This window comes from Streptomyces sp. NPDC055189 (assembly GCF_053606765.1).
In genome coordinates this window covers 13339-34895 of the sequence record NZ_JBSGSG010000097.1, presented here as the reverse complement: position 1 = coordinate 34895, position 21557 = coordinate 13339, and the positions used below count along the sequence as shown (strand labels likewise).

At 68.6% G+C, this 21557-nt stretch carries 22 protein-coding genes; 3 read left to right on the top strand and 19 right to left on the bottom strand.

What is annotated here, in order from left to right; translation table 11 throughout:
• Positions 1 to 149: 149 nt before the first annotated feature.
• The 12 genes from ACWFR3_RS40190 to ACWFR3_RS40135 form a co-directional block, all read right to left on the bottom strand.
• A complete protein-coding gene (locus ACWFR3_RS40190; protein ID WP_453739658.1) occupies positions 150 to 821 on the bottom strand; it encodes a response regulator in 672 nt (223 codons plus the stop codon).
• Positions 818 to 2110 carry a sensor histidine kinase gene (locus ACWFR3_RS40185; RefSeq protein ID WP_453739657.1) on the bottom strand — a complete coding sequence of 431 codons (1293 nt, stop codon included), beginning with the start codon at positions 2108 to 2110 and terminating at the stop codon, positions 818 to 820. Before ACWFR3_RS40185 ends, ACWFR3_RS40190 begins: the two co-directional genes overlap by 4 nt.
• 25 nt (positions 2111 to 2135) lie before the next feature.
• A complete protein-coding gene (locus tag ACWFR3_RS40180; RefSeq protein ID WP_453739656.1) occupies positions 2136 to 2960 on the bottom strand; it encodes an ABC transporter permease in 825 nt (274 codons plus the stop codon).
• Positions 2957 to 3913: an ATP-binding cassette domain-containing protein gene (locus ACWFR3_RS40175; RefSeq protein ID WP_453739655.1), complete on the bottom strand. Its 957-nt coding sequence runs from the start codon at positions 3911 to 3913 to the stop codon at positions 2957 to 2959. Before ACWFR3_RS40175 ends, ACWFR3_RS40180 begins: the two co-directional genes overlap by 4 nt.
• 158 nt (positions 3914 to 4071) lie before the next feature.
• The gene (locus ACWFR3_RS40170) at positions 4072 to 5718 is read right to left on the bottom strand and encodes a type VI secretion protein (protein WP_453739654.1); all 1647 of its coding nucleotides are present in this window, start codon (positions 5716 to 5718) and stop codon (positions 4072 to 4074) included.
• A 3-nt stretch (positions 5719 to 5721) separates the two neighbouring features.
• Positions 5722 to 7155, bottom strand: a complete 1434-nt coding sequence (locus ACWFR3_RS40165) for an ATP-binding protein (RefSeq protein ID WP_453739653.1) — start codon at positions 7153 to 7155, stop codon at positions 5722 to 5724.
• A gap of 18 nt (positions 7156 to 7173) precedes the next feature.
• Positions 7174 to 8733 (bottom strand): SCO6880 family protein, encoded by a 1560-nt coding sequence (locus ACWFR3_RS40160; protein WP_453739652.1) that lies wholly within the window; start codon positions 8731 to 8733, stop codon positions 7174 to 7176.
• On the bottom strand, positions 8730 to 10091 hold the full coding sequence (locus ACWFR3_RS40155) for a hypothetical protein (RefSeq protein ID WP_453739651.1): 1362 nt from the start codon (positions 10089 to 10091) through the stop codon (positions 8730 to 8732). Before ACWFR3_RS40155 ends, ACWFR3_RS40160 begins: the two co-directional genes overlap by 4 nt.
• Positions 10081 to 10917, bottom strand: a complete 837-nt coding sequence (locus ACWFR3_RS40150; protein WP_453739650.1) for a hypothetical protein — start codon at positions 10915 to 10917, stop codon at positions 10081 to 10083. Before ACWFR3_RS40150 ends, ACWFR3_RS40155 begins: the two co-directional genes overlap by 11 nt.
• Before the next feature lie 206 nt (positions 10918 to 11123).
• Positions 11124 to 11432 carry a hypothetical protein gene (locus ACWFR3_RS40145; RefSeq protein ID WP_190083671.1) on the bottom strand — a complete coding sequence of 103 codons (309 nt, stop codon included), beginning with the start codon at positions 11430 to 11432 and terminating at the stop codon, positions 11124 to 11126.
• Positions 11433 to 11669: 237 nt separating this feature from the next.
• Positions 11670 to 13124, bottom strand: a complete 1455-nt coding sequence (locus ACWFR3_RS40140; RefSeq protein ID WP_453739649.1) for a hypothetical protein — start codon at positions 13122 to 13124, stop codon at positions 11670 to 11672.
• Between the two features lie 999 nt (positions 13125 to 14123).
• Positions 14124 to 14345: a hypothetical protein gene (locus ACWFR3_RS40135; RefSeq protein ID WP_453739648.1), complete on the bottom strand. Its 222-nt coding sequence runs from the start codon at positions 14343 to 14345 to the stop codon at positions 14124 to 14126.
• Positions 14346 to 14439: 94 nt separating this feature from the next.
• Between ACWFR3_RS40135 and ACWFR3_RS40130 the strand changes: the two genes are divergently transcribed.
• On the top strand, positions 14440 to 15216 hold the full coding sequence (locus ACWFR3_RS40130) for a TetR/AcrR family transcriptional regulator (protein WP_453739647.1): 777 nt from the start codon (positions 14440 to 14442) through the stop codon (positions 15214 to 15216).
• Here ACWFR3_RS40130 and ACWFR3_RS40125 read toward each other — a convergent pair.
• From ACWFR3_RS40125 to ACWFR3_RS40110, 4 genes are all read right to left on the bottom strand, one after another.
• Positions 15188 to 15886 (bottom strand): hypothetical protein, encoded by a 699-nt coding sequence (locus tag ACWFR3_RS40125; protein WP_453739646.1) that lies wholly within the window; start codon positions 15884 to 15886, stop codon positions 15188 to 15190. The two genes, ACWFR3_RS40130 and ACWFR3_RS40125, sit on opposite strands and share 29 nt — an antisense overlap.
• Positions 15883 to 16464, bottom strand: coding sequence for a hypothetical protein (locus ACWFR3_RS40120; protein WP_453739645.1), 582 nt, complete (start codon positions 16462 to 16464; stop codon positions 15883 to 15885). The genes ACWFR3_RS40125 and ACWFR3_RS40120 overlap by 4 nt, the downstream gene beginning before the upstream one ends.
• Positions 16465 to 16597: 133 nt before the next feature.
• The gene (locus tag ACWFR3_RS40115) at positions 16598 to 17833 is read right to left on the bottom strand and encodes a putative T7SS-secreted protein (protein WP_453739644.1); all 1236 of its coding nucleotides are present in this window, start codon (positions 17831 to 17833) and stop codon (positions 16598 to 16600) included.
• Positions 17830 to 18156, bottom strand: a complete 327-nt coding sequence (locus tag ACWFR3_RS40110; protein ID WP_453739643.1) for a hypothetical protein — start codon at positions 18154 to 18156, stop codon at positions 17830 to 17832. Before ACWFR3_RS40110 ends, ACWFR3_RS40115 begins: the two co-directional genes overlap by 4 nt.
• A 285-nt stretch (positions 18157 to 18441) precedes the next feature.
• On the opposite strand from ACWFR3_RS40110, the gene ACWFR3_RS40105 reads away from it, so the two are divergent.
• Positions 18442 to 19077 carry an NADPH-dependent F420 reductase gene (locus tag ACWFR3_RS40105; RefSeq protein WP_453739642.1) on the top strand — a complete coding sequence of 212 codons (636 nt, stop codon included), beginning with the start codon at positions 18442 to 18444 and terminating at the stop codon, positions 19075 to 19077.
• Positions 19078 to 19129: 52 nt separating this feature from the next.
• Here the strand turns inward: ACWFR3_RS40105 and ACWFR3_RS40100 are convergent, their stop codons facing one another.
• Positions 19130 to 19834: a DUF4232 domain-containing protein gene (locus ACWFR3_RS40100; protein WP_453739641.1), complete on the bottom strand. Its 705-nt coding sequence runs from the start codon at positions 19832 to 19834 to the stop codon at positions 19130 to 19132.
• Between the two features lie 508 nt (positions 19835 to 20342).
• On the opposite strand from ACWFR3_RS40100, the gene ACWFR3_RS40095 reads away from it, so the two are divergent.
• Positions 20343 to 20588, top strand: a complete 246-nt coding sequence (locus ACWFR3_RS40095) for a hypothetical protein (protein WP_453739640.1) — start codon at positions 20343 to 20345, stop codon at positions 20586 to 20588.
• Here ACWFR3_RS40095 and ACWFR3_RS40090 read toward each other — a convergent pair.
• A complete protein-coding gene (locus ACWFR3_RS40090; protein WP_453739639.1) occupies positions 20539 to 21105 on the bottom strand; it encodes a hypothetical protein in 567 nt (188 codons plus the stop codon). The genes ACWFR3_RS40095 and ACWFR3_RS40090 overlap by 50 nt on opposite strands.
• A complete protein-coding gene (locus ACWFR3_RS40085; protein ID WP_453739638.1) occupies positions 21102 to 21371 on the bottom strand; it encodes a DUF397 domain-containing protein in 270 nt (89 codons plus the stop codon). The genes ACWFR3_RS40090 and ACWFR3_RS40085 overlap by 4 nt, the downstream gene beginning before the upstream one ends.
• Positions 21372 to 21557 lie beyond the last annotated feature (186 nt).

Genomic DNA, 21557 nt, shown 5'->3' with positions numbered 1-21557 from the left:
GTACTGCAGGGGGGACCCTGTGGGAGAGTAGGACGCCGCCGAACTATTATTACGGGAAACCCCCGCACCCTCTGGGTGCGGGGGTTTTCTGCGTTCCGGGGCAATTTCGCCGGAGCTCCTGACCTCGCCAATTACTCCGGCCCCGCCAATTACTCCGGCCGCACCAATTTCGTGTCGTACGCCAGAATTACCGCCTGCACCCGGTCCCTCGCCCCCGTCTTCGCGAGAATGCGTCCCACGTGCGTCTTCACCGTCGATTCGGCGAGATGCAGCCGGCCCGCGATCTCCGCGTTCGTCCAGCCCTGGCCGATGACCGTCAGGATTTCGCGCTCCCGGTCCGTCAGCGAGGCCAGGCGCGGGTCACGTGACGGGTCGGTGTCCTCGCCGGTCCGAGTCGGCAGGTGGTCGGCGAATGCGTCGAGGAGCCGGCGCGTCAGGCTGGGGGCCACGACCGCGTCTCCCGTGGCGACCGCGCGGATACCGGAGAGGAGCTCCTCGGGCAGGGCGTCCTTGATGAGGAATCCCGATGCCCCCGCACGCAGACCCGCGTACGCGTATTCGTCGAGGTCGAACGTCGTCAGGATCAGGACCCGAGTGCGGTCGCCCCCGGCCACGATGCGGCGCGTGGCCTCGATGCCGTCCAGGCCCGGCATGCGGATGTCCATCAGGGCGACGTCCGGGTGGAGTTCGGCCGTCATGCGGACCGCCTCGCTGCCGTTGCCCGCCTCGCCCACCACCTTCATGTCGTCCTGGCTTTCCAGGAGCATGCGGAAGCCGAAGCGTTGCATCGGCTGGTCGTCGACGATGAGCACGGTCGTCACTGGGCGGATTCCTTGGGGAGACGGAGTTCTACGTGCCAGCCGCCCGGCGGTTGCCGCAGCGGGCCTGCCTCAAGTGTCCCGTCGTAGAGGGCCGTTCGCTCGCGCATTCCTGTGATGCCCCGACCGGACGATTCATTGAGGCTGCCCCCGGCGCCCGTGTCCGTCACCGTCGCCCGCACTCCGTCCTCGCCGTACACGACCTCCACGTGCGCCGTCGCCTCCGGGCCGCCGTGCTTCAGGGTGTTCGTGAGGGCCTCCTGGACCACGCGGTAGACCGCGAGCTGTCGGCCCGCCGGGAGGGAGTCGGGACGTCCGCGCACCGTGCTGCGTACGGGAAGGCCCGCGGCCCGTACCCCGTCGATGAGTTGGTCGAGGTCGGTCAGGGCGGGCTGGGGAGTGAGCGCGGCGGCTTCGGGGGCTTCCTCGCGCAGTACGTCCAGGAGCCGGCGCAGCTCCGTAAGGGCCTGGCGGCTGGTGGTGGCGATGGCCGTGAGGGCCTGGGCCGCGCGCTCCGGGGACTTGGCGGCGGCGTAGGAACCGCCGTCCGCGAGGGTCGTGATGACCGAGAGATTGTGGCCGATGATGTCGTGCATCTCGCGGGCTATGCGCGAGCGTTCGGCGTTCGTGGCGAGTTGTGCCTGCTGGTCGCGTTCGACTTCCAGCTGCTTGGCGCGCTGCAGCAGCGAGGCCATGTAGTCCTTGCGGGTGCGGACCGCGATGCCCATCAGGGCCACGATCGCGAAGCTCATCAGGAGCGGGACCACCTGCTGGTCCCAACTGCCCTGTGGGTAGCGGATGTGACCGACCACGGCCGGCGCCACGACCAGGCCGTACGTCCACGCCAGTGTGCGCAGCGGCAGGCGCATCGCGATGTTGAAGACCACGATGAGCATGTTGAGCTGGCTCTGCAGGACGGCCCCGGTCCAGTTGTTGGCGACCCCCGCCAGGAACATGACCGCGTACGCGATGAGCGGATGGCTGCGGCGCCACAGGAGCGGCAGCGTGACGGTCAGCATGATCGCGTAGGGGATCCAGGTGGGCAGGTCCGTGTTCTGGGCGATGTTGCGCCAGCCCCCGCCCAGTACGTCGATCAGCCCGACGAGCACGAAGAACCCCGTCAGGAGTACGTCCCAGACCACCGGCCGCCGCCGGTCGAAGGCGCGCACCCACTGGACGCCGCGCTCGACGTGCCGGGTCAGCGGCTGGGCGCCCGCGGACCAGTCCTCCTGGTCCGGGGCGCCCTGATCGCCGGTGTTGCCCTGGGGGGTGCTCCGAGGAGTCACGGTCACGGCTTCATCCTCGTACGGGATGGGCTCATACGTCCTGGCGCTTCAGCAGATAAGCCGCCGTCGTCAGGGAGGCCGCCGCCCATGCGCACAGGGTGAGGAGGGCCGTGCCGGGTGAGAGGTCGCCGGATGAGGTGTGTACGGCGGCGAGGGACTCGGCGGCCGGGAGCGGGAAGTAGTTCAGGAGGTCCTGCACGGTGTCGTTCGGGATCATCGTGGCGAGTTGCGGCAGGAGGATCAGGCCGCCGACGTACGCGCCGATCGCTCCGGGGATGCTGCGCAGGGCCGAGCCGAGGCCGAGCACGATGACACCGATGAGGGTCGTCCCGATGGCCGAGCCTGCCACGGCGCGCGCGATGCCGGGGTCCCCGAGCGAGGCCTCCAGGTCCGTGCCGCCGAGGAACAGCTGGGCCAGCGGGAACGTGAGGAAGTTGGTGACCAGGAGCGTCCCGAGCGCGACCGTGCCGAACACGGCGGTCTTCGCCCAGAGCACCGGGAGGCGGCGCGGCACCGCGGCCATCGTGGCCCGCACCATGCCCGTCGAGTACTCGCCCGCGGTGACGAGGATGCCGAGTACCGCGATCGCTACCTGGCCGATCTGGGTGCCGAGCAGGGCGTACGTGACGGAGTCGATCTCGTCGCCGGGGTTGGGTGTGTAGGTGGCGCCGACGATCATGCCGAGGACGGCCGTGAGGATGCTCGCGATGCCGATCATGATCCAGGTCGAGCGGAGCGTCCACAGTTTGTGCCACTCGGAGCGCAGGATCCCGCGGGAGGACAGGCGGTAGGGGGCGGCGGCTGCCTTGGGTGTTGTGTGGGGCGGGTGGGGCGGTTGGGCCGTCGTGGTGCTCATGCTGCTGCTCCTTCCGGGACATCGGTGGTGGCGGGGGTGGCGGGGGTGGAGACCGATGCGACGTACTCGACCGAGTCCCGCGTCAGGTCCATGAATGCCTGCTCCAACGAAACCGCGTGCGGGGTGAGTTCGAAGAGCGGGATGCCGTGTTGTGCCGCCGTACGGCCGATGCTTTCGCCATTCGTGCCGCGTACGTCCAGGACGCCGGTCGCGTTGCTCGTGATCTCCACGCCGGGTGCGGCGAGCAGCTCGCCGAGCAGCCCGGCCTCGGGGGTGACGACCTTGACGGAGCCGGTGCCCGAGTCTCGTACGAAGGCCTCGACCGTCGTGTCCGCGAGGAGCCTGCCGCGGCCGATGATGATCAGGTGCTCCGCGGTCAGTGCCATCTCGCTCATGAGGTGCGAGGAGACGAGGACCGTACGGCCCTCGGCGGCCAGGGACTTGAGGAGGTTGCGGATCCACAGGACGCCCTCGGGGTCGAGGCCGTTGACCGGCTCGTCGAGGATGACCACGGCCGGGTCGCCGAGGAGCGCGGCCGCGATGCCGAGGCGCTGGCCCATGCCGAGCGAGAACCCCTTCACGCGCTTGCGGGCGACGTCGTGGATGCCCACGAGGTCCAGGACCTCCTCGACGCGGCGGCGTGGGATGCCGTGCGTGTGGGCCAGGGCCATCAGGTGGTGGAAGGCGGTGCGGCCGGGGTGGATGGACCGGGCCTCGAGCAGCGCGCCCACCTCGTGCAGGGGCGCGGTGTGCGTCGCGTACGTCCGGTCGCCGACGGTGGAGCGGCCCCGGGTCGGGGCGTCGAGGCCGAGGAGCATCCGCATGGAGGTGGACTTGCCCGCGCCGTTGGGGCCGAGGAAGCCGGTGACGGTGCCGGGGTGGACGGTGAAGCTCAGGTCCTCCACGACGGTCTTCTCGCCGTAGCACTTGGTGAGTTCGTATGCCCGAATCATGCTTCTGATGCTGGCGCTCGCGGGGGCGCTGGGCGTCGGACCAGGGGCGGGAGGTGGGCGGTCGCGGGTAGTACCGGGGTAGGACGGGGACCCTGAGGGGTCCTCGTGAGGGTCCTCCTGAGGGGCCCTCTGAGGGGTCCTCTGAGGGTGCCCGAGGATCAGACGGGGAGTTCCGCGTTGGGCCAGCGGGTGCGGGCCTGTTCGCGGGAGCGGAGGAGCGCCAGGGTGGGGAGGCCGCGGTCCGCGCCGGTGGCCAGGAGCTCCGGGAGCTGGGGGAGCGGGGCCACGGCGGCCACGTCGTCCAGGACCAGGGTCATTGGTGGGTCGAGTCGGCCGGAGGATGACCGTTCGGCCATGCGCCGGCCGTGCTCGACCACGCTTGAGGCGAGTGCCGTGAGGAGAGGCATCGCGCCAGGACCCTGGGGTGACTTGGGATCCTCGATCGCTTCACCCACCACAAAAAGCGTGCCCCCTTCATCGATGAAGGAATCCAGGGTGAGGGCATCGTTTCTGTTGGGGGTGCAGGATTCCCTTACGTTGAGAGTGAAGAGGGCGGAGAGGGCGCGTGCCGTCAACTCCTGTGCCATGTCCCGTCGTTCGGGGTACGCCGTGAGCGCCGCCTCCAGCTCGCCCGCGGCGCCCGAGGAGGCCTTCTGGTGGGTGCGGAGGATGCGGACCGCGTCCTGTACGCCGTTGCCCTGGGCCCAGCGGTGTACGTGCTTGACGGGGCGGCCGTCCACCGCTGCGGCGTGCAGGAAGCTGCGCAGGAGGGTTTCCGCTGTGTCGGCGAGGGTGCTGTCCAGTTTTGCGCTTGGCCTTATGGCGGCCAGCAGGGCGGTGGCTCTTTGGGCTGCCACTGCCTTGTCCTCGCAGTTTGCGGTGGGGGACCAGTGCATTCTTGCGGGGGTGTCGCAGAGGTGGGAGGGGTCGTAGACCAGGACGGGGCCGAGCTTCGCTCTGGCGTCCTTTGTTTCCTCCCACAGGGTGGGATCCGATGTGAGTACTAGGGCTGCGCCCTCTGCGTCTCTGATTGCCTCTGCTGCGAGGGGTCTGCGGGTTTCTTGGGGGCCCAGTACCAGGGGGGTACGGGGGGTGGGGACCGCTAGTTTCTCGGTGCTCGGGGTGTGGGTGCTGTAGCCCTCGTCAGGGCCGGAGCCCATGTCATCCGCGACCGGCGCTGTGGGCTGTGCCCACCCTCCCCCACTCTCAACTTCGTTCGAGCGGGGGGACCCCCATCGCCCTGCGGGACGCCTGCCCACAGAGGGAGCGGCCGGGTGGGGCCTCTCGGCGTGGTCGGGGGCTGGGGCTGCCGGGTGGGGTGCCTCGGCTGGGGCACGGGCGGGAGCGGTCGAGGAATCCGCGGGAACGTGCTCGATCGGGGTGTCCGCCGGAGGCGCAGGCGCCGGAAAGCGTCTCGCCCTCCGTACCGCCCTCCACCGCGTGACCGTCCCCATCACGAAGATCGTGAGTACCACCAGGACCATTAGCTGGCCGATCAGCAGGCCCCAGAACAAGCCGTAGCCCGTGAGCTGGGCGGCCGGAGTCGCCGGCCACGCGCCCGCGATGTCGTGCGGCTGCTGGACCAGGTGCCGCATGGCCACCGGCGTATTGCCGAAGGTGACGTGCTGGGGCCAGGAGCCGTGCGAGAAGAGGCCCGCGAGGCCCGTCGCCGACCAGACGAGGACCGTCAGGCCGAGCACGAAGGCGAGGCCGCCCACCAGGAGTCCGTCGGGAACGCCCCGCTCCCGTGACTCGCGCCGTCCGCCCCGGTCGCGGTACTCGGGCTCAGGCTCCCGGTAACCCATGGATCACGCCACCCCGTAACGCGACGACGACGATGGCCCGTTCATCTGCTGCTCCATGTACGCCGCACGCTCCTCCGCCTCCAGATCCGCGGCCCGCAGCGCGTCGTCGCCGAGGAGCTGGTCCGACGCCTCCACCGACGATTCGGTCATGGCGCGGTCGGTGAAGACCAGGGGGCGTTCGGTCTCCGTGATCAGGTGTTTGACCACCTGGACGTTGCCGTTCACGTCCCACACCGCGATACCGGGCGTGAGGGTCGGGATGATCTCCACCGCCCAGCGTGGCAGGCCGAGCACCCGGCCCGTCGCTCTCGCCTCGTCGGCTTTCTGGGCGTAGATGGTGCGGGTCGACGCCATCTTCAGGATCGCCGCCGCTTCCTTGGCCGCCGCCCCGTCCACGACGTCGCTCAGGTGGTGGACCACCGCCACGAAGCTCAGCCCGAGCCGTCGGCCGAACTTCAGCAGACGCTGGAAGAGCTGCGCGACGAAGGGGGAGTTGATGATGTGCCACGCCTCCTCCACCAGGAAGATGCGCTTCTTGCGGTCCGGGCGGATCCACGTGTGTTCGAGCCAGACGCCCACGATCGCCATCAGGATCGGCATCGCGATCGAGTTGCGGTCGATGTGCGAGAGGTCGAAGACGATGAGCGGGGCATCCAGGTCGATACCCACGGTCGTCGGGCCGTCGAACATGCCCCGCAGGTCACCGTCGACCAGGCGGTCCAGGACGAGCGCGACGTCCAGGCCCCAGGCCCGTACGTCGTCTATGGCGACGTTCATCGCTTCTGCGGACTCGGGCTCCGGGTGGCGCAGCTGCTCCACGATGTCGGTCAGGACCGGCTGGCGCTCGACGATCGTCTCGTTCACGTACGCGTGGGCGACCTTGAGCGCGAAGCCCGAGCGCTCGTCGAGGCCGTGGCCCATCGCGACCTCGATGATCGTGCGGAGCAGCGCGAGCTGGCCCGTCGTCGTGATCGCGGGGTCGAGCGGGTTGAGGCGGATCCCCATGTCGAGAGCGGCCGTGGGGTCCAGGCGGATGGGAGTTATGCCCAGCTCCTCGGCGATGAGGTTCCATTCGCCGACGCCGTCCTCGCCCTGGGCGTCCAGCACGACGACCTGGCGGTCCTTGAACCGCAACTGCCGCAGGACGTACGTCTTCTCCAGGGCCGACTTGCCGTTGCCCGACTCGCCGAGCACGAGCCAGTGCGGGGCCGGGAGCTGCTGCCCGTACAGCTGGAACGGGTCGTAGATGTAGCCCTTGCCGGAGTACACCTCGCGCCCGATGATCACGCCCGAGTCGCCGAGGCCGGGGGCGGCCGTCGGCAGGTAGACCGCCTGGGCCTGCCCCGTCGACGTACGCACCGGGAGTCTGGTCGTCTCCACCTTCCCGAAGAGGAAGGACGTGAAGGCGTCCGTGAGGATGGTCAGCGGATCCCGCATGGTTGGCAGCCCTCAGCTCTAACGTCGGATGCCGGTCGCGAACGGCAGCGTGTTGACGAAGGCCCTGTGGTGCTCGCGGTCGCACCACTCCAGCTTCAGATACGACTTCCCGGCCGAGGCCCGGATGGTGCGCTTGTCGCGTGCGAGGGCTTCGGGTGAGCGGGACGAGACGGTGATGTAGCCGACGATGTTGACCCCGGCCGCGCCGCTCGCCAGGTCCTCGCCGCGCTGGTCCAGACGGGAGTTCGACGCGATGTCGCGGGGGTCGACCGTGCGGTTCAGCTTGGCCTGGCGGCTGGCCTCCGCCTCGTCGTTCGTCTTCTCCGTCAGCATGCGCTCGATGGCGACCTCGGTGGGTTCGAGGTCCATGGTCACCGCGACCGTGCGGATCACGTCCGGGGTGTGGACGAGCAGCGGGGCGAGGAAGTTGACGCCGACGGGCGTCATCGGCCACTCCTTCACCCAGGCCGTGGCGTGGCACCAAGGCGCACGGGTGGAGGACTCGCGGGTCTTCGCCTGGAGGTAGGTGGGCTCCATGGCGTCGAGCTCGGCGGGCCAGGCGTTTCGCTTCGTCATCGCCTGGATGTGGTCGATGGGGTGGTCCGGGTCGTACATGGAGTGCACGAGCGAGGAGAGCCGCCCTTGCCCCAGCGGCTGGCGTACGCGGATGTCGGCTTCCTGGAGCCGCGAGCAGATGTCGGTCAGCTCGCGCGCCATGACGACGGCGAGACCGGCGTCCTTGTCGAGCTTCCGGACGCCGTGCGGGCGGCTGGCGCGGGCCATCGCCTGGGCCTCGGCGGCCAGCTCGCGGGAGTAGTGCATGCAGGCGACCAGATACGCGCGGTGCTGCTCGCTGCTGGTGGACACCATCGACTGGAGCTGTTCGTACGACTGCTGCAGCCAGGGCAGTGCCCGGTCGTCGCCTCGTACGCTGACGTCCTTGGCGTGGGCGTCCGGGTCGGCCGGGAGGGTGCGCGCGAGCATCTGGAGCCGCGTCACGAAGCCGTCGCCGTTGGCGACGTGCTTGAGCAGCGTCCCGAACCGGTCGACCAGCGCCTCTTGGTCCTCGGAGTCGCGAAGCCCGACACCGGGGCCCTCGATCTCGATGGCGGCGGTGACGGTCCGCCGGTCGGCGTGCAGCAGCACGGCGATTTCATCCGGCCCGAAGGGCGCGGCCAGCCAGCTGATGCGCCCGATGCCCGGCGGCGGGCCGACCTCGACCTCCCTGCCGTCGAAGCGGACGCCCGCCTCGGGGGTGGTGGAGCGGTAGGCGGTGCCGCGCTTGAGGGAGCGCTTGAAGCTGCGGTTGATCTCGAACCACTTGTAGAACGTGCGGCCCTTGTAGGGGACGTAGACCGCGGCGATCGCCAGCATGGGGAAGCCCATGAGCAGCACGATGCGCATGGACAGGACGGGGACGAGGAGCCCGCACATCATCCCGAGGAAGGCTCCCGCGATGATCAGCGCGATCTCGCCGGTCTCCCGGTTCTTGCCGACGATCGCGTTCGGCCGCGCGCGGCCGATCAGATATGTGCGGCGGGGCGCGATCGGTTGCGACACGTGGGACTGAGTCGTCAACGCCCTTCACCTCCCGTGCGTTTGTTACTGCCAGTGGAACCGTTGCCTGAGCCGCCTCCGCCGCGGTTGCGCGCGTGCGGGGTGCTGGTCGCGCTGCCCCGGGGCGGGGGCGCGGCGGATGGGACGGATCCGCCGCCGTTCGATGAGCCGCCGCCGCTGCCCCCGCTGCCGCCTCCGCCGCGGGAGCTGTGGGCGGCGACGCCGCCGCTCACCGGGTTGGCGGGGCGCGCCTGGTTGTTGCCGCCGCCTCCGCCGCCACGGGAGCTGTGGGTCTTGATGCCCTGGGAGACGAGGGACGCGGGGGAGGTGATGACGGCCGCGGCGCGGTTCTCGGCGCCCTGGGACAGGCGGTTGTTCCGGGAGTTGGCGATCTCGTCGCCGAAGCCGGGGACGAAGCGGTAGATCATGGCGCTCGCGAAGATGGCGAGCAGGATGATCGAGAGCCCGGAGACGACCGCCGAGAAGGAGTCGGGCCCGTCGCCGGAGGACAGCGCGCCGGCCAGGCCGAGCACGATGACGATGATGGGCTTCACCAGGACCACCGCGATCATGATCCCGGCCCAGCGGCGGACGTGCGTCCACAGGTTCTTGTCGACGAGACCCGCGTACACGACGGTGCCGAGCAGGGCGCCCACGTAGAGCAGGGCGGCCCGGATGACGAGCTCCAGCCAGAGGACGCCGGCCGCGAGGATCGACACGAGCGAGACGACGATCAGCATGATCGGGCCGCCGCCGATGTCGTCGCCCTTCTTCAGGGCTTCGGAGAATGTCCCGAAGAAGGTGTCCGTCTGACCGCCGGTCGCCTTCGCGATGACGTCACTCACGCCGTCGGCCGCCGAGACGACCGTGTAGAGGATCAGCGGCGTGAAGGCGGAGGCGAGGACCGTGAGCCACAGGAATCCGATGGCTTCGGAGAGCGCGGTGGTGAGGGGGACGCCGCGCACTGCGCGCTTGGCGACGGCGAGGAGCCAGAGGAGCAGGGTGAGGATCGTGGACGCGGCGAAGACGACCGCGTACTGCTTGAGGAAGCTGGGGTTCGTGAAGTCGACCTCGGCGGTCTTCTTCACGGCTTCGGAGAGCTTGTCGACGGTCCAGGAGGCGGCTTCCGCGCAGCCCTTTGCCAGGGAGGAGAGGGGGTCGGCGGTGGAGTCTATGGGGGCGTCTGTGGGGTATTTGCCTGCGCCGTCGCCGCTGCTGCTGTCGTTGCCTTTTTCGCAGTACTTCTTGGCGGGGCCATGGATGAGATCGCACGGGTCGTCATCCGGCGCGGCGAAGGCTCGCGTTGCGAAGAGGACCGCTGTGGTCTGCACGGCAGTGACAGCGCCTGCGAGCTTGAGTACGTGACGGTTAGCGGGCATACGTGAACCCTCCGTACCCTTCTACGGCCTTCGCGATCTCATCGGAGCCGGACGCGCGGTCGTCGCCCGGGACCGGGGCGGGGCCGTCCTTCTGGGAGTGAGTGGCGGCCTTCCAGTCGCCCCCGACCCACACCAGCTTCATGGTGATGGTGAAATAGCTGCTGGTCACCGGCTTGGTGGACTGCTCCCCGGCGAGGCCGAGCAGGCCACCGCACCAGACCTCCACCGTTGCCTTTCCGTCGGCCCAGTTGGTGACTTTGGTGCCGATCGGGCTCGTACGAGAGACGAACTGATAGCCCTTCGGGGTCGAACCGTCGTCGTTCAGGCCCACGTTCTTGAAGAAGCCGACGTTGTACGCCTTGTCGAGGTTCGCCTTGAACCTGTTCACGCTCGACGGCGCCATGACGGTCTGGAGGACACTGTCGCGTTTGGCCTTGTTGAACATGTCCGCCGAGCCCAGCGCCACCGCATAGTTCGCGGCAGCGGACTGCGCACCCTGCTCGCTCTTCGTGTACCCCGAAGGAATCCCCGACGTCTTGCCGTCGACAGGCTGCTCCCCGGAGGGGGCGGTGGGATCCGGGCCCGCCTTCTTGGCGTCCCCGCCGCCGCCCCCGGAATCCTCGCCGCCCCGATTCGCGAACGCGATAGCCGCGATGAGGAGGACCACCACACCGACCACCGTCACGAGGCTCCGTGGCGAAGAACGGCTGGATCTGCGCGCTCCTCCGTAGACGTCCTGGCCGCCTCCCTCGCCCTCGGGGAGCCGCGTCCGGGTCTCGCCCGAGCCGCCGTAGAGGCCGCCGTTCCGCTCGTCGTCGAGACTCATGCCGCGTACGCCCCCTCAACCTCTCGGTGAACCGCCACGTACGACGGTAGCCGTGCTGGTTCCCGCGCGGGCGCGGTGTGGTGACTCGACATCAGGGAGTTGCAACCTCAGCCGGTGGGCACGACGGATGGGTGGGTCGGAGGGGGACAGGGGGATGGGGACGGATGCGACAGGTGGGGACGGGGACGTGAGCGGGCGGCGGGGGACTAGACCGCCATGCCGTACACGATGGTGAAGACCGTGCCGAGCGATCCGATGATGAAAACGCCGGTCAGGCCCGCGATGATCAGGCCCTTGCCCTGTTCCGCGCTGAAGGTGTCGCGCAGCGCCGTCGCGCCGATGCGCTGCTTCGCCGCGCCCCAGATGGCAATCCCGAGACAGAGGAGGATGGCGATCGCCATCACGACCTCGATCATCACCCGTGCCTCGTTGCCCAGGCTCCCGAAGGGTCCCCAGTCGGGGGCGATCCCGCCGATGATGGTGGTGATGTCGCCTTTTTCGGCTGCCAAAAGCATGTGTAACTCACCGCCCCTAGTGGGTTGTTCTGTCACCTCTGTCTACCGCGATGCAGAGGACAGCTCATTCTCGCCGACAAATGGGCCAGTGCATGTCGACTTGGCGTCATTCGTTGGCTGAAACGTATGGTCACTCTGTGTATCACGGTGAGTGACGCCGGGCAATGACGGCCCGGCGAGCCCTCTGACCAGGTCTCATTCTGACCTGGTTGCGGTGACAGTCACTCACATCATGGGTCATGTACGCCCGTCGATGCCATCCAGGCCATCGAGCCCGTCCAGGCCGTCCAGGTCGCCGAGGCCGCCGCCCGTCACGACGTACGAGCAGTCGGTGTAGCGGTAGCCGGGCTGGACCTTGCTGCCCTCGGTGTTGTTGCGGACGCCTCCCACGCTGCTCGCGTCGCGTTTGTAGAGGAAGTGGTAGTCGCCCGGGGGCAGGTGGAGCGTCTTGCTCGGGTATCCGTTGCCCGCCAGGCAGGCCTTCTTGCCCTTGGCCTTGCTGGTGTACGTCTTGCAGCCGGCGCACGAGGCGAGCTTGAGGCTGCCGGTGATCGGGCCGGTGTAGAGGACCTCGAGCGGGCCGGGGCCGCCGTTCTCCAGGACGTACGTGAGTTTCCCGCCGCCCGGCGACTTGGCCGGGGGCAGGCTGCGGCCGGCCGCGGGGCGGGCCTCGGCGATCTCGGCGGCGATGGCGATGTCCTTGGCGCGGTCGCGCTTGCCGTTGCTCTTGTAGGTCCCGGCGAAGTCCTTGAGCGTCTTGGCCGCGTCCCCGAACTTCCCGTCCTTGAACTGGTCCACGCCGCACGCGTACGTCCCGGACTCCACCGCGCTCGTGGCGTCACCGGAGAGGCCGTCGCCCGCGTCGTCGGGGAGGGCCTTCGCGGTGGAGCCGATGTTGCGGAGCTCCTCGGTGGCCTTGCAGGGGTCGGCGCCCTTCAGGTCGGACGATCGCGATGCGATGGCGTCGCGGATGGCGGGCTCGACCTTCCCGGCCTGGTCGGATTCGGGGAAGGTCCGCAGGAGCTGGCCCAGTCGGCTGCCGCTGTCCGTGGTGCCGAGGCCCTGGCTGCCGCACTCGTAGAGCGAGGTGGCGAGGCGGTCGTCGGGCCAGGTGGCGAGTGTGCCGAGGCGTTCCTTGCCGAGGGAGCCGGGGAGGGTGCGGAGGTACTCCAGGGGTTCGAGGGCGTCGCAGTACTTGCGCTCGTCGTATGGGGCGGCGACGGACTTGTAGTACGCGGTGAGACTGTCAGGGACGCGCTTTGCGGCCTTCGAACCGGGGTGGTCGTCGCCGAGGTCGCGGTAGATGGCGAGGGCGGAGCGGTAGTCGTCCTCGGCGGCGTCGAAGGTACGGCCGTCGGCGGCCGTGACGATCTTGTCGGCCTTGTCGAGCCGGGCGAGCAGCATCTCCTCGACGGCTTCGTCGCGGGCGGCGTCGTACGCGATGACGCCTCCGGCGGGGACGGCGAGCAGCACCAGCCCGAGCCCGACGGCGAGCGGCGTGCGGAGCGGCCAGCCCTGGTGGGTGCGCAGGGCGCGGCGGGCTCCGTCGGCGGCCGCGAGGAGCAGGAAGGCGATGAACCCGATGAGTACGCCGCCGGGTACGCCGTCGACCTCGGCGGGAAACGCCACGAAGAGCAGCGCGGCGGTCGCGACCCAGCAGAGGGCGGCGAGGAACCACCGCTTCAGGAGCACGTAACCGAGCCCGAGCCCGGTGAGATTGAGGAGGGCGGCGGAGAGGGCGCGGAGGGGGTCGGGGGTGGTGGGTGTGGAGGGTGCGGGCGCGGACGCGGGTCCAGGGGGGCTTGGGGGTGCGCCGTAGGCGGGCGGGGCTGTGGGGGGTGGCGGGGGGTAGGAGGGTGCGGTGGTTGGGGATGACGGGGGTGCCGTGGGGAGCGGCGGGGGTGACGTGGGTGACGGGGGCGGCGGCCCGAACTGGCCTCCGTGGGGGGTCTCGGGAGGGGGAGGGGGAGAGCCGAGGGCTGCGGCTGGCGTGGGGTGCGGGGTCTGGCCCGGGGGCGGTCCGGTGGGCGTCGGGCCTGCCGGGGGTTGACCTGGTGACGCGTTCGGCGTTGCGCCAGTCGGCGTCGCGCTTGGCGGTGCGCCTGCCGGCGTCGCACCGGGGGCTGCGTCCGGCGCGGGGCGCTGGGTCTGGTCCGGGCTCGGCAGGGTCGGTGTCACGTCTTCTGACGCCGGCCCCGGCATCGCACCTGGCGTGGGGCGCTGCTCCGAACCGGGGCCAGTGCCCGACCCGCCGCCCGCACCTTCCCGACCCGGAATGGCGTCACTGGGCTCTGGCCCGCCAGCCGCGTCGACGGGTCCCCGGTCGGACACGGCGTCACTGGGCTCCGGGCCGGCCGCTGCATCGGCGGGCGCTGAATCGGACGCCGGATTGCTGGGCCCTGGACCAGGCACCGCGTCGCTGGGCCCCCGGTCAGGCACCGCGTCGGCGGGCTCCCCGCCAGCTACCGAGTCGCTGGGCCCCCGGCCAGACTTGGCGTGCTCGTCCCCAGGTTGCATGTTCGGCTCCCCCCAGCCGTCACAACGCAGCGCCTTGATTTGCGCCCAATTCCGCAACGATCGGGGAAAGTTGGACACCCGTCAACAGTTTGCGCAGCACATCCGGCCCCGCAGCCCCGCAGCCCCGCAGCCCCGCGACCCCGCAGCCCTGCGGTCCCGCGACCCGCACGACCCTCAGCCCCGTCGCCCCAGCGCCTTTGCCCGCGTGTGCGACCAGCCGGTCAGGAGCAGACCGGCGGTGACCGCCACGACGTAGGCGACCAAAAGGAGCGCGAAGCCGCCGGGGAGCCAGCCGAGGAAGCCGGCGTAGTCGTGGTCGATGAGTAACCGGATGAGTCCTTGCGCGGAGAAACACAGGAGGATGGCGCCGAGGGTCTGCAGGAAGTCGTATTTCACGGTACGAACGTATCAACGGAGTTACGAGAATGCCTTGCCCCATATGCAGCAATCCTGAATTACGTCACACATTCTGCGACCTATAATGAAAAGCGTGCGTGACGAAAAGAAGGCCCGCTGTACGGTCTGCCGTGTCGGAATGAGCGTCGCGGGCAAGCGACGTGGCCGCCCCGCTCTCTACTGCTCCCGCAGCTGCCAGGCGAGGGCCTACCGGCAGCGGAAGCGGCCGCCCGTCCCCGCGCCCGAGCGCCTCACACCCACCACCGACGCCCGGTCGCGCAGACGCCGCCAGATCGCGGAGGCGGTGTGGCGCATCGCCGCGGAGAGGGGCCTGGACGCGGCGAGCATGCGGGAGATCGCGGCGGAGGCGGAGGTGTCGCTGAGGGTGGTCCAGTACCACTTCGGCAGCAAGCACGAGCTCCTCGTGGCCGCCCTGCACCTGCTCCACCGCGAGAACGAACGCCTGGCGAGGACCCGCGTCCACTACGACCCCGCGAACCTCCGGGGCGTGCTCAGCGCCATGCTCGACGAGTTCCTGCCCCTGGACGCCCAACGGGCCATGGCTCTGCGCGTGTTCTCCGCGTACTACGCCCGCAGCCTCACGGACCCCGCGATCGCGGCGGTCTTCCTGAGCGATGACCACCCCCTGGAGGAACTCGTCGCCGGCTTCATCGCCACGGCTCAGACGAGCGGCCAGACGGCCCCGGACCTGGACCTGGACGCCCGACGCGAGGCCGACCTTCTGGTGGCAGCGGCGGTCGGGCTAGGAGGGGACGTACTCCACGAACGCCGCACCCTGAACGACGTACGCGACACCCTCGATTACCACCTGGACAAGATCTTCAGCCCTGTCCGGCCTCAGCGCGCTTGATCTCTTCGGCTTCGAGCAGAGGGTCCACGAAGCTGACGTTCTCGGCGATGTGGTGCAGCAGGCTCCGGTACTCCGCGCGCCGGCTCACGGCGGTGGTACCCAGCGTGAGGCTCACCAGGCGTTTGCCGTCCGGGTGCGGGAGGTGGGCGAAGATCTGGAGCAGCGGGGTCTGCGGGAGGCCGGATTCGGCGTTCGGGGTGCGTACGAGCTCGCTGAATGACGCCGGTCCGCAGGGCAGTTCGAGATACTCGATGCTGGTGTGGCCCTCGGCGCCTGCGACGGCTCGCGCGGCGGTGACGGCTGGCGAGGCGGTGGCGATGTCCCGCCACGAGATCGTGAAGAGGGAGAGCAGGAACCCACTGGTATTGCCCGCGGAGACATCGTCGCGGTGCAGGCCGATCGAGCAGTGGGTGGTACCGACTTCTGCGAGGGCGGCCAACAACTGCTGTCCTCGTGCGAGCTGGATCAGGAACTGCTGGCGCGCGGAGTCGTCCTGGAGGGAGTCCAGGATCGGTGCGATGACGTCGCGCAATGCGTCGGCTCCGGGGGAGTCGGGCGGGTTCAACAGCGCGTGGACGGGAATTGCGGTAAAGCCTGCGGGTTCGGCGAACCAGATGTCGGCGTCGGCGTTGAGGGCCGATTCGTCGATAATGAACCCGGGCGCGGTCACAGGGACTTCACTTTCGGCTTGCTCGGATCAGCGTACGAGGTGAAACCTGCGCGCCGACCTTGTTCCACATCCTCAGCTGTAGCTCCCCATTCCGTGGTGAGAGCGTGTTCGGCCCTCGCCAGACGCTGCCTGAGGATTTTGAAGTGGCCAGGTGTCTGGCCGCTCGTTGAAGGTGCGGCGAGGATGCCGATCATACGAGGGTCACCGGCGAACCAGATCGTCTCGATGCGGGCTTTCAACTGTGGTTTAGCGCGGGGTGCCATTCTGCGGTGCCACCAGTTCACCCGCAGGTGGTTGGAGATGACGAGTGGGAGCTGCTGCTGCGGGTTGGCAGGATTGGGAAACTCGAACCACCCCTGCTGTTCACCCAAAATGTCGGGATAATCTGAAAGGCCATGCGGAATGCCTTGAAGTACTTGCCACGGGTATGCACGCAGGATGCGGAGCTTACGCAAGGAGATAGGGAAGTAGCCGAACACTTGGACAAATAGCCGCCAACTGCCGTAAATAGAATAGGGAATTAGGATCCACACCCCCCAGTCTGTTTCGGTAGAAAGTGCGAGCAGTGCGATCCACACGCCGACCCATCCAATGAGCCCGGCTACGTTCCTGACCACAAGCAGGACCCAAGCGCGTCGTGTCGGCGGATGCTGCCATGCCGTGGGGTAGTCGGCAGGACCCATGGTGAGACTTCTTCCTGTAGCGGAATGGTTAGGAGAAGGCGAAGCGTGCAATGGTCGGGATTCCTGGCAGATCAAGCAGGAGGCGTCCGCCGTCAACCTTGGTCGTCGCCTCGGCCCTGCCGTCGTCGTCATCGAAGAGCCCGTAGCCGGAGGTCGCCAGACCCAGAGCGCCTGAAGTAACGGCCACGTTGTCAGCTGCTGTTCCGCTGGTGACCACGGCGTTAATCAATGGGTTCCCCAGTTGGGCGACGCCCTTGCCTGCCTCAAAGGTCTGAGTAGGATATGTGGCCAGCTTCTGTCCGAGGCTCATGGCTCCAGCTCCCGCCCGCACTGATCGAGTAGCAACCTGGGTGCCCTTAATGGCAGCGCCGATTCCGGGAACCATTCCTACAGCGTCGGCTCCGACCGAGACCAGGTTGCTGAAGAAATCAGCGTCGAACTCTCCCTTGGTGAAGCCGTCCATCAATGATTCCCGGGTGGCCGGATCCCAGAGTCGGGTTCCGAGCGCCGCTGCGCTTGTAGCAGATGCCGTCAACATCAGTGCGGCTGCCACACCCATACCCAAGGGGCCGGTAGCCAGGATTGCTGCCAGCGCCAGCACTCCGGCAATGGCGCTGAGGATGTCCGGAAGGTTCTCCTTGATCCACTCCCAGGAATCCTCAAGCCAATTGGGCTCGTGCGGAGCCAGTTTGTCCGTTGCCTGGCGAATCTTTTCCGCGCGGTGATTGGACTTCTCGGTGTACTCGTGTTCCAGGCTCCGGGCCCTGCCCAGGATGCGGTCGAGCTCCGCCCGGGCGTCCTCGACCTTGCCGTTGGCGAGCTCCAGAGACTTCTTCGCGTCGTCCTTCTTGCTGCCCTTCTTGTCCAGGTCGGGGTCGTCACCGGCTGTGTCGGCGTGCCCCTGCGCGGTCTTCAACGCCTCCCTGGCTTCCTTGGCCTTCCCGTCCAGTGCTTTCGCCCGGCGTTGGTAGTCCTCCAGGTCGCCTTCCCAGCGCTCCAGCTGCTTGGCGGCCTTTTCGATGGAGCGCGCGGCGTTCTTCAGGTTGAGAGTCAGCGGCCCGCTGTCGATGGTCTCGCGAAAGGCGACTGCCGCATCGCCCTCCCAGTAGCTGCCGTCCATCAGCTTGGTGACGACCTTGCGGGTGTCGCGCAGGACAGTGACGCAGTTGCTGAGCTTCTTCTGCAGCTCTTTTACGGTGTCGCAGTTCCCGGGGGCCGGATTGAAACGGAGGTCTGGGTAGGTGGAAGTGTCCTTGTCCGTCACTTCGGCACCTGCACCGTGTCATCGTTCGTCTTGCCGGGCTTGTGCAACGCCTTCACGAGCGCATCCTCGACCTCATTGAAGGCGTCCTTGCTCTGCCCGATGATCTTGCTCAGGTCTTCCGCCTGCTCACCGATCTGCTCGGCGCCGTACTTCCAGTCCTCCTGGAAGTCCTCGCAGGCATTGTCGAGCTCCTCCGTCCCGAGACCGCCGACCGTCGCCCCGGACAGGGCGTTGCGCAGGCCCTCCAGAGACTCGACTGATCCGTCGAGCAACTTCATGAAGTTTTCGAGCTCGACTGCGTCGAGCCTCAGCCTCTCGGCCATTCCTGCCCCCTGGCGGTTGTCTCGGGTCAACCGACGCTAGCCGTGGGGCACGCAGTTTCGCCAGTGCGAAGTTTGCGCCATAGGTGCCCCAACCTGCATGTACCGGGCAGGGCAGGGGTGTGAATCGAAATCTGCGGGAAGGGGTCATTCGTCGTTTGCAAAGGATCTTAGTTTCGCGGCGCGGCGTGTGACCCTGCTAGGGCTTGCGGAGTACGTCGACGGGACCAACGCATCCACGACCTCCGTCCGATTTCCCCCGTACGGGGGACTCTTAGCGTCGACTCCATGAGAATCGGACTGCTCGGAACCGGAAATGTCGCTCGTGCGCTGGCCACCGGGTGGCAGGCGGCAGGGCATGACGTCGTGTTGGGGTCTCGATCCCCGAAGGAGCGGGGAGGGGCGGAGGGGCTGGGGGCCTTAACTGTCGTGGGGTTGGGGGAGGCTGCCGCTCACGGGGGCGTGTTGGTCAATGCCACGCCCGGTACGGCCTCGATGGGTGTGCTGAAGGAGATCGGGGCTGCCGCTCTGGCCGGGAAGGTGTTGCTCGACGTCGGGGTCGGGTTCACCGAGGGCATGGCGCTCTCCCACCCCAACTACAGCCTCAGTGAGGAGATTCAGGCAGGCTTCCCTGAGCTTTCGGTGGTCAAGACGCTTGCCACCGTTGACTCCGTGGTGATGAAGGATCCGGGGAGTCTGGAGGAGGCGGCGACCATCTTCCTCTCCGGGGATGATGAGGCCGCCAAGGGGACGGTCCGGCGGCTCCTCAGTGACCTGGGATGGGCCGATGCCTCCCAGCTGGACCTGGGAGGCATCGAGACCGCGCGCGGGCAGGAGCACTGCGCGCTGCTGTTCATGGGGGTGGCGGAGGCGATCGGGTCGTACGGGTTCGGCTTCAAGGTCGTTCGGCCGCGGGCCGTCTGAGCAGGTGCCGTAGCAGGTGTCTGGGCCCGGGCCTGCTTTCGGGCCCGGGTCGTCAGCCGGCCGGGGAGTCGCTGACGGTCCCGACCGGGCTGATCTCCAGCTTGACCGCGCCCTCGCCGTCCGAGACCGGGAGCGTGCCCGCGGGCCAGTCCAGGGTGACGTGCTTGGTCTCGTTCGGGGGCGTGACGACCAGGCTTGTGATGCGTACGCCGGAGCCGCCCGAGTTGTTGTACGGGAACGTGATGTTGAAGGCGGCGGAGTCGCCGTCCTTCAGGACTCCGGGTACGGCCCGCTCGCCGTTGCGGGCCACGGAGAGGGTGTCGCCCGTGGACGCCGTCAGGTCGACCCCCGCGTAGCCCTTGATCGAGCAGTCCCGGCCGCCCCCGTTCTTGAAGACGACGGTGACGACGCCTTCCGTCTTGTCGGTGGTGTTGTCCGTGGCGTTCACTTCGAGCTCGTCGGTACGGCAGATGCCGGCCTTGCCGTTGCCGTTGCCGGTGCTGTTGTCGCCGGTACCCGCCGCCGTGCCCTGGTCGTCTCCGCCGCCGTCCGACGCCTCGCTGCCGCCCGAGCCCCCACCGGTGTCGCTGCCGGCGTCCGCGCCGGTACCGGTGTCCGCGTTGTCTCCGCCCTTGCCCGACGACGCGGCGGAGGAGGGCGTCTCCGCTGACGCGTTGTCGTCGCCGTTGCAGGCGGTGAGCGAGAGAGCGGCGACGAGACCGATGACTGCGGCGACGGCCTTACGGGTGTGCTTCATGGGATCCCCCGGAGTGTGCTGGTGAGCAGTGCTCGTGAGTGGTGTCGGGCTGTGGTGATCACAGCTAAGGGGGCGGGTCCCGACGGGGGCAAGGGACGCCGGAGTATGCGGGACGCTGGAATGGTTCCAGGGGGCTGACCTGCGGATACATGCCTCGCCCGGGACGTCGGGGTGGGACGCCCGGGTGGTGGTTTGATCATGAACATGCAGGTGCTCTAGGGTCCCGGCATCATCGTTCGACGGGGGAACGGGGCAAACCATCACGCGTACGCGCTACAGGCTCGCCGCGGTCGTCGCGGCGGCGGCTCTCACTCTGACGGTGACCGGGTGTGACGGAGGGGAGGGCGGGGGCGGCGGTGGTTCCGGCTCCGGCTCTGACTCTGACTCCGGATCTGGCTCTGACTCCGTCTCCGGCTCCAGTGAATCCGCGGCTCCCGGCGTCGGCTCGGACGAGGCGCCCACCCGTAACGGCGGCGCCAGCGGCGGGCCCGGAGCGCGGCAGGAGTGGATGCTGGAGAACATGCCCCAGGCGGGCACCGTGATGGCCGCGGGCGAGTACCTGCAGCGCTTCACCACGTGCGCGCCGTACAGCATCGACCCCTCCGACGAGCGCTACTACCCCATGGACGAGAAGCTCGACACGTCCTGGGGCGTCCAGTTCCGCGGGACGTGCGATGACGGCGGGAACGGCTGGATACGGGTCTTCAAGACCAGCGACATGAAGAAGTTCCAGACCGCCTACCGCGCGGACTGACGAGTTCGTCCAGGCCCAGCAGGACTAGCCGCTGGTGCTGATGAGCGTCGCGATCAGGTAGAGGATCCAACCGGCCGGGATCAGTGCCGCGTACGAGCGGGCGTCGGTGGAGTGGCTTGCCCTGGTCGAGGCCGGGGTGTCCGGTCAGAGGCGGGGGGATCTTCTGCGCCTTGCGGCGGGCGACGAGGTTCCAGAGGAGCGTGCCCGGCGTGAAGAGGAACAGGGAGAACGGGCTCCACCAGCCCTGCCACAGCGTCCTGCCCTGCGTCGTCCGGTAGACCGCCTCGCCGCAGGTCCGGCACATCACGCCGCCGACCTTCTGGAACTTCATCATGATCAGCAGGCCCTGGTGGGCGCGGAAGGTCACGTCCGTTGCGGGGTGCGTGCCGCAGAACTGGCAGGGCAGTGGCGGTGGGGGCGGGTACGAGTACGGGGTGCCGGTGTAGGTCGGCTGGGGGGTGGCGAAGGGGTTGCCCGGTGGCGGTATCGGTACCTGGCCGGGCTGTGGCGTTGTCACTCCACGCCCTCCACGCCCTCCACGCCCTCTACGCCTTCCACGCCCTCAACGCCCTCTACGAAGTGGTCGAACTCGCCCGCCTGGACGCCCAGTACGAAGGCGTCCCACTTCTTCTGGGTCGTGGTCACGACGTTCTCCGGGTCACTGGTCTCCCGGAGGTACACGGCGTCCTCCGGGCCGTAGGCGATTTCGATCCAGGGGCCGGGGCCCTCCTCGCCCTCGGGGGCGGCGCGGATCCAGTCGAGGTCCGGTGGGATGTCGGTCACGGTGGGGGTCCTTTGTGGGACTTATTTGCGATGGGCGGGGTGGGGGCTGCTGTTGTGGGGGTGTTTGGGGGTTTTTGCGGTCGAGGGGTGGGGGTGGATTGCAAGAAAGTCCCGTGGGCGTTCGTGGGGGTGGGGGCGGGGGCCCTGCGGGGCTCTCCCCAATCCCGCCCCGTCCCGAAACGGGGG